5 protein-coding genes are annotated in these 5,829 nt (G+C 67.6%); 4 read left to right on the top strand and 1 reads right to left on the bottom strand.

The genetic code is table 11. From position 1 onward, the window contains the following. Positions 1-259: 259 nt before the first annotated feature. Positions 260-2,713 (bottom strand): heavy metal translocating P-type ATPase, encoded by a 2,454-nt coding sequence (locus ACKOED_RS15075; RefSeq protein WP_408917442.1) that lies wholly within the window; start codon positions 2,711-2,713, stop codon positions 260-262. Between the two features lie 120 nt (positions 2,714-2,833). On the opposite strand from ACKOED_RS15075, the gene ACKOED_RS15070 reads away from it, so the two are divergent. From ACKOED_RS15070 to ACKOED_RS15055, 4 genes are all read left to right on the top strand, one after another. Further along, entirely contained in the window at positions 2,834-3,028 is a 195-nt protein-coding gene (locus ACKOED_RS15070; RefSeq protein ID WP_408917440.1) for a heavy-metal-associated domain-containing protein, read from the top strand. 127 nt (positions 3,029-3,155) lie between these two features. Further along, positions 3,156-3,746 (top strand): exopolysaccharide biosynthesis protein, encoded by a 591-nt coding sequence (locus ACKOED_RS15065; protein ID WP_408917439.1) that lies wholly within the window; start codon positions 3,156-3,158, stop codon positions 3,744-3,746. Between the two features lie 76 nt (positions 3,747-3,822). Next, positions 3,823-4,617 carry an inositol monophosphatase family protein gene (locus ACKOED_RS15060; RefSeq protein WP_408917438.1) on the top strand — a complete coding sequence of 265 codons (795 nt, stop codon included), beginning with the start codon at positions 3,823-3,825 and terminating at the stop codon, positions 4,615-4,617. Between the two features lie 22 nt (positions 4,618-4,639). Beyond that, the coding region (locus tag ACKOED_RS15055; protein WP_408917437.1) for an amidase at positions 4,640-5,829 on the top strand (1,190 nt) is incomplete at its 3' end.

Genomic DNA, 5,829 nt, shown 5'->3' with positions numbered 1-5,829 from the left:
CCGTATAGCCGACCGCTCCCCCAGTCCTTCACGATAGCGCCGCTCTTCGCATGGCCCGCCCGCCGAGTCGTTTTGACTCACCCCAGCCGCCTCGATTGCTCTTCACATCTTGCCAAACGGACACTCCGTGTTTTCCAGCAGCACGTCAAACCCGGCCGGGGTCAAGCCCAATGGATGGTCAAGGCCGGAGAATGCGGCGCGCAAGGCTGTCTTGCCTGCCGCGCCAGACCACGGGGCCGACCCGGTCCGCGCCCTGCTTCTACCCGGTCCCAAACCGCCTGAGGCGCAGCGCATTCGCCACCACGAAGACGCTCGACAGCGCCATGGCGCCCGCCGCCAGGGCGGGTGACAGCAGCATGCCATTGACGGGATAGAGCACGCCCGCCGCCACCGGGATCAAAAGCGCATTATAGCCGAAGGCCCAGAACAGGTTCTGCCGGATGTTCCTCAGTGTGGCGCGCGAGATGCCGAAGGCCGTGGCGACGCGGCCGGGATCGCCCGACAGCAGCACCACATCAGCGCTGTCGATGGCGATGTCGGTGCCGGTGCCCATCGCAATGCCCACATCGGCGGCGGCGAGCGCCGGCGCGTCGTTGATGCCGTCGCCGACGAAGGCCACCGCGCGGCCGCCCTCACCCAGGCGGCGGACGGCCGCCACCTTGCCATCGGGAAGCACCTCCGCCTCGACTTCGCTGATGCCGAGCGTTGCGGCCACGGCCTCCGCCGTCACGCGGCTGTCGCCGGTGATCATGGCGGTTTCGAGCCCCAGTTCCCGCAGGGCCGCAATGGCTCCCGCGCTGGCGGGCTTCACGGTATCGGCCACCGCGAGAATGGCCGCCACGCGGGCGCCGATTGCCGCGTAGACCAGGGTTTTGCCCTGCTGGCTGAGCCTGCCCGCCTGCTCCGCCAGGGGCGCGCTATCCAATCCAAGCTTCGCCATGTAGCGCGCGGCACCCGCCGCAACCGGCTGGCCGGCAACCACGCCGCGGGCGCCATAGCCGGGAACCGCCAGAAAATCCGTGACCTCAGGGAGCGCGAGACCCCGGCTTTGGGCAGCCGCGACGATGGCCATGGCGGCCGGATGCTCGGAGCGGCTTTCAACCGCGGCAATGGCCGCCAGCGCGGCATCGGCATCAAGGCCCGGCAGCGTCTGGACATCGGTCAGCACCGGGCGGCCCTCGGTCAGCGTGCCGGTCTTGTCGAAGGCCACGATCTTCGCCTGTTGCAGGCTCTGCAGCGCCTCGCCTTTGCGGAACAACACGCCCAGTTCGGCGGCCCGCCCGGTGCCCACCATGATCGATGTGGGCGTCGCAAGCCCCATGGCGCAGGGGCAGGCGATGATCAGCACCGCCACCGCATTGACGATGGCATAGCTCAAGGACGGCGCCGGCCCGAACAGCAGCCAGGCAAGGAAGGTGATCGCGGCAGCCGCCATCACCGCCGGCACGAACCAGGCGGTAATGCGGTCAACCAGCGCCTGGATCGGCAGTTTCGCCGCCTGCGCCTGCTCCACCATGCGGGTGATGCGCGCCAGCATGGTGTCAGCGCCCACCCGCGTGGCGCGGTAGGTGAGGCTGCCGTTGCCATTGACGGCGCCCCCCGCCAGCTCATCATCCACCGTCCTGCTCACCGGCATCGGCTCGCCGGTCAGCATCGACTGATCGACGAAGGACGATCCCGCGGTGACGATGCCATCAACCGGCAGCCGCTCGCCGGGGCGGACGTGGATCAGATCGCCCACCACCACATCGCCGATCGGCAGGTCGGCGATGGCGCCGTTGCGTTCGACCCGCGCCGTCCTGGCCTGGAGCCCGATGAGCCGCGCGATCGCCGCCCCCGCCCGGCCCTTGGCGCGCGCCTCCAGAAGCCTCCCGAACAGGATCAGCGTCACGATCACCGCGGCGGCCTCGAAATAGACATGCGCCGTGCCGGGCGGCATCACATGCGGCAGGAACGTCGCCACTGTGGAATAGCCCCAGGCCGCCGTCGCCCCCAGCACCACCAGCGAATTCATATCCGGCGCGCCACGCAGCAGTGCGGGAACGCCCGACTTGTAGAAACGCCGGCCCGGCCCAAACAGCACCGCCGTGGTGAGCACAAAGAACAGAAGGTTCAGCGTGAAGCGGTCGATGCCATGCAACCAATGCGCCACGGACGCAATGAGATGCCCGCCCATCTCCAGCGCGAACACCGGCAGGGTGAGGATCGCCGCCAGCCAGACATCGCGGCGCAGGCGGGTTTCTTCCGCCTGTTTTGCCGCCGCGAAGGCCTGATCGTCGCCCTGCCCCAGCCGGTGCGGCTCATATCCGGCATCACGAATGGCGGCCTCGATGGCGGCGGAGGGTGTTCCGGCCAACGCCGTGACGGCGGCGCGCGCGGCTGCCAGATTGACCGCCGCTGAAACCACGCCTGGCACGGCGGCAATCGCCTGCTCGACCCGGCGGACACAGGAAGCGCAGGTCATGCCCGAGATACCGATGTCGAAGCGCTGCTGCGCCACCTCGTAGCCGGCGGCGGATATCGCGGCGATCACCGAAGCCGGTTTGGCCGGCCCATCGAACCTGACATCGGCGCGCTCGGTCGCGAGGTTGACGGTAGCGCGGACAACGCCCGGCACCTCGGCGATGGCCTTCTCCACGCGGCGCACGCAGGAGGCGCAGGTCATGCCCAGCACCGGAAAGCTTGCGTCACGGGCGGCGGCGTTCATCGTCATGCTTGTACTGATGGGCAGGCGGGCGGACAAATTCAAGACTGAGACTGCGCATGAGGCCTTGACCATGGCGTGCGCCAAGCGCAGAAAAAGACCGCAATTCCGGCCAGGGAGACCCGCCAGATGAAATTCGCCGTCCCAGACCTGAGTTGCGGGCATTGCGTGGCCGCCGTGACTAAGGCGATCAAGGCCCTCGACCCTCAGGCGGACGTGAAGGTGGACGTGGCGGCGAAGACCGTGGCGGTTGCAACCGCGGCCCCGGTATCCGCCATCGCCGCGGCGCTGGCCGGGGCCGGCTACCCCGCGACCGCCGCCTGAGACGGTTTCAGCTTCACAAACCTGTCACTTCAGCTAGGTTGAGTGAAACGTCACTGGATTGGCCGTGCAGCAACAAGAATCCCCTAAGCCGGATAGCGAAACCGGCAGCCCCAACAAGCCGCGGCGCTTGTCCGATATCGTGCGCTCGATCAGCGCCGAGGAAGACATCACCGTGGGCAAGCTCGCGGATTCGCTTGGTGAGCGGGCCTTCGGGGCGCTGATGTTCATCTTCGCGGTGCCCAATATCATCCCAACGCCGCCCGGCACCTCGGCGATCCTCGGCCTGCCGCTGGTGTTCCTCACCTATCAGGTGATGATCGGGCGGCAAACCCTTTGGCTTCCCGCCGTGGTGCGTCAGCGGCGGATTTCCCGCGATATGCTGCAGACCTTCGTCTCAAAAATGACGCCCGTAATGACCAGGCTCGAACGGTTCCTCAAGCCGCGCGCGGGCCTGCTGATCAGTTCCAACCTGGCCGAGCGGGCGCTGGGGCTTGTGGCGTTTCCCCTCTCGCTCATCCTGTTTCTGCCCATTCCGCTCGGCAACATGCTGCCGGCGGCGGCCATCGCCTGCCTGGCGCTGGGCCTCGCCGAGCGGGACGGCCTCGCCGTGGCCTTCGGTTATGTCCTGTCGATCGCGTCGGTCGCATTGCTGGCGGCCATTTCATCAGCGCTCTACATCGGCGTGATGGCCTTCTTCCGGGCCCTGTTCGGCTTCTGAGTGCCTGCCTGCGCTTCCCCTGCCCTGGCAATCCTGCTAGTGGCAGCGGCAGTCGCAGTGCAAAGGACGTTTCCCCGTGTCGTCTCCCATCATCACCGTCATGACCGCCGCCGTACGCAAGGCCGCCCGCGCCCTGCAGCGCGATTATGGCGAGATCGCCTTTCTGCAGGTGTCGCAGAAGGGGCCCGGCGATTTTGTCACCATCGCCGACCAGCGGTGCGACAAGATCCTGCGTGAGGAACTGTCGAAGGCACGGCCAGGCTATGCCTTCCTGACCGAGGAGACCGGCAGCGTTCCCGGTACCGACCCCGATCATCGATTCCTGATCGATCCCATCGACGGCACCATGAACTTCATGCATGCGGTGCCGATGTTCGCCATCACCGTGGCGCTGGAACGCAAGGACGAGCTGGTGGCCGCCATCACCTACAATCCGGTGAGCGACGAAATGTATACCGCCGAAAAGGGCGGCGGCGCCTTCCTCAACAACAAGCGCCTGCGGGTGGCGCAGCGCCGCGACATCCACGACACGCTGGTCAGCTATGAAGTGCCGCACCGTGGCGGCAAGGACCTGCCCTTGTCGCGCGCCGAAATCGCCGTGCTGCAGCAGCGCGTGGTGGGAATCCGCAGCCCAGGCTCGGCGGCCCTGTCGCTCGCCTATGTGGCGGCCGGGCGCTTCGACGCCATGATCTGCCGCAACATTAGCAAGTGGGACATGGCGGCGGGCATCCTGCTGGTGCGCGAGGCGGGCGGCTTCGTCTCCGACCCGGACAGCGAGAGAAATCCCATGCAAACGGGCAACATTCTGGCCACCAACGCCGATCTCATGCCGCAGTTCAAGGCGGCCCTCGGCAAGGCGCGGGAAGCCTGACAACAAGGAGCCAGAAAACGCCATGAGCGAGCTTCACTGGAAATCGGCGGCCAAGCTGGTCAAGGGCTATGCCAGGAAGAAGTTTTCGCCGGTCGAGGTGGCGCAGGCCTGCCTCGCCCAGATCGAGCGCCACGACAGGACGCTCAACGCCATGGTTTCGGTGCGCCCCGAGGAGGCGCTGGCCGCCGCGCGGGCCAGCGAAAAGCGCTGGCTCAAGGGTGAGCCGCAGGGCCCGGTCGATGGCGTGCCCGCCCTGATCAAGGACCTGTTGCTGGTGCGTGGCTGGCCGACGCTGCGCGGCTCGCGCACGGTGGACAAGACCCAGGCCTGGGAGCATGACGCGCCGAGTGTCGCCCGGCTGCGCGAAAGCGGCGCGGTCTTTCTCGGCGCCACCACAACGCCGGAGTTCGGCTGGAAGGGTGTGACCGATTCGCCGCTGACCGGCATCACCCGCAACCCCTGGGACCCAACCAAGACGCCGGGCGGGTCCTCTGGCGGGTCCTCGGCCGCCGCGGCGGCGGGCTATGCGCCGCTGACCCTTGGTACGGATGGCGGCGGCTCGATCCGCATTCCGGCGGGCTTCACCGGCATCTTCGGCCACAAGCCCTCCTTCGGCCGGGTTCCGGCCTGGCCCTTGTCGCCGTTCGGCACGGTTGCCCATGTCGGGCCGATGACCCGGACCGTGGAAGACGCCTGCCTGATGATGAATGTGATCGCCAGGCCCGACCCGCGTGACTGGCATTCCCTGCCCTATGACGGCGCCGATTACACCGCCCGGCTGGGCAAGAGCCTGAAGGGCATCAAAATCGCCTACAGCCCGCGGCTCGGCTATGTCGAGGTCGACCCCCGCGTTGCGGCGGCGGTGAACAAAGCCGTCGAGGTCTTGGCTGCGCTGGGCGCCACAGTCGAGGAACAGGACCCCGGCTTCGCAGATCCCGCGCCCTGTTTCCGGGTGCTGTGGTGGGTGGGCGCGCGCACCCTGCTTGGCAAGCTGCCGGCGGCGAAGAAAAAGCTGCTCGATCCGGCCCTCGCTGATGTCGTCGAACAGGCGAAGTCGATTTCGCTCGACGATTATCAGGACGCCGTGCGGGCGCGCGGGCTGCTGGGCGCGCAGATGCGCCAGTTCATGGAAGGCTATGACCTGCTGGTCACGCCTTCGCTGCCGATCCCCGCTGTCGAGGCCGGCCGGCTGGCGCCCCAGAGCGCCCGCAA

It is taken from the genome of Aestuariivirga sp. (assembly GCF_046093005.1).
Lineage (GTDB): Bacteria > Pseudomonadota > Alphaproteobacteria > Rhizobiales > Aestuariivirgaceae > Aestuariivirga.
The sequence above is the reverse complement of the archived record's forward strand: the minus strand, read 5'-3'. Positions and strand labels throughout refer to the sequence as shown.